This is a genomic window from Candidatus Hydrogenedentota bacterium (assembly GCA_035416745.1).
In the GTDB taxonomy this organism is placed as follows: Bacteria; Hydrogenedentota; Hydrogenedentia; order Hydrogenedentales; family SLHB01; genus UBA2224.
The window spans coordinates 1-1,909 of sequence record DAOLNV010000171.1 but is presented as its reverse complement, the minus strand read 5'-3'; the positions used below and the strand labels follow the sequence as shown (position 1 = coordinate 1,909).

2 protein-coding genes are annotated in these 1,909 nt (G+C 62.5%); both read left to right on the top strand.

The window, feature by feature from the left end; genetic code table 11:
- Positions 1-194, top strand: a 194-nt coding sequence (locus PLJ71_22650; GenBank protein ID HQM51487.1) for a hypothetical protein, incomplete at its 5' end; no start/stop codon positions are given.
- A gap of 605 nt (positions 195-799) precedes the next feature.
- Positions 800-1,909, top strand: a 1,110-nt coding sequence (locus tag PLJ71_22645) for a serine/threonine-protein kinase (GenBank protein ID HQM51486.1), incomplete at its 3' end; no start/stop codon positions are given.

Sequence of the window (1,909 nt, the reverse complement as noted above, 5' to 3'; positions counted from 1 at the left end):
AAGCCCAGATCGTCTGGCCGTTCGACCGCTACTACATGGAGGAGGCCGCGGCGCCGGAGGCGGAGAGAATCTATCGCGAACGCGCCCGCAACGCCTTGGCCTACGTCACCATCCGTGTCTCGCGCGGCACCGGCGTGATAACGGGCCTCTACCTCGACGGCCAGCCGATCGAGGAAATCGTGCGAAAACCATAGCAGCACGCCGTCGCCCGGACTCGAGGCCAGAACTGGCGTTCGAAGGCGGTAGCAACTTGCCGCGCTGCGGGCAGCCGTTGACGGCGTCCCCTTCCGGCAACCCGCCTTTGGCCCTGGCCTTGGCCGTGTGCAGCCGCCTGATTGGTTTGATGGCAGGCAGGTTCGAGGGCGCAATATTGGCCGGCCGGCAGCAGCGACTGGTTGCGGAAGGCGGGGATGAATCCCAGGCTGGGCAGGAAACGGAGAGGCAACAAGAGAATACAGACCGCGACGTGTGAACGGCGATGACCGTTCTTGCGACGATGCTGATGCCCATCGTTGCGCCCATTGTCGTCGTCCACGGCATCCTATCCTCTATTATCCGATCGCGTTCAGCCCGGGCGGCCGTGTCTTGGCCGCTTCCTGCGGTACGAGCGGACGCGACCCCGATGCACGCAAGGTCTGGGGCACGGCCGTCCCCGCCGATTCCAGTACACCCGCCGGAGCACCTTGACCTCCTTGAAACGGGCCCCGACGTCCCTCAAAGGCGCTGTCGTGCGATAACCTTCCGCCAATCTTCTTTCTGTAAAGGAATGACAACCCAGGAAATGCCTTGGAGGGACAAGATGAACCGTCAAGCGCAATGCCCCCAATGCCGGTCGCCACTTCCCGCCGACGCCCCGGAAGGCCTGTGCCCCCAATGCCTGCTCAAGGCGGGCTTGGCAATCTCCGAAATATCGGAATCGTTTGTGCAAACGGGGAAAGGGTTCGAAAGCACCGAACTCCCGCTCATGAAACCCAAACCCGAGGAGTTCGCGGCCGACAGCATGATCCTCGATGAGGCCCCCGGACGATATTCACAGCGGGGCGAACACTCGCGCGGCGGGATGGGGCGCATCCTGCTCGTACACGACCAGATAATCGGCCGCGACATCGCGCTCAAGGAACTACTCCCTCCGGCGCCCCGTGGGAGCGGGGATACGCCGGTGCGGCATGTGGCCGAGGTCTCAGCCCGTTTCCTGCGCGAGGCGCAACTCACCGGACAACTCGAACACCCGGGGATCGTCCCGGTCTATGAAGTGGGCCACCGCGCCGACGGCACGCTCTATTACACAATGAAACTCGTGCGCGGCAAAACGCTGCACGAAGCCGTGGTTCAGACCAAAACGGCCAGCGAACGCATGAAACTGTTGCCACACGTCGTGGACCTGTGCCAAGCCATCGCCTTTGCCCACAGCCGGGGCGTAATTCACCGCGACATCAAGCCCAGGAACGTCATGGTGGGCGAGTTCGGGGAAACGGTCGTGATTGACTGGGGGCTGGCAAAATCGCACGCCTCCACTGCGTCTCCCGGTGAGGACGGAAAGATGGCCTCCCCCGAGGAATATTCGTCGGGAGCGGCAGTCTTTCAAACCGCGAACGGGACCGTGCTGGGGACGGCGGCCTACATGCCTCCTGAACAAGCGGCCGGGGATATCGAACATGTGGATGAACGTTCGGATGTATATGCCTTGGGGGCGGTTCTATACGAGGTTCTTACCGGCCGGCCGCCATTCAAGGGAAACAGCGCCCAGAAAATTTTGGAGAAGATACTAAACCAGCGACCGGCTCCCGTACTCCAACTCGCGCGCCAAATTCCATCGGAGTTGGCGGCCATCTGCGAACGGGCCATGGCGCGCGACCCCGCGGATTCCAGCCAGCCGCAAGTGTCCAACATAATCACGCCCACGCAAAAA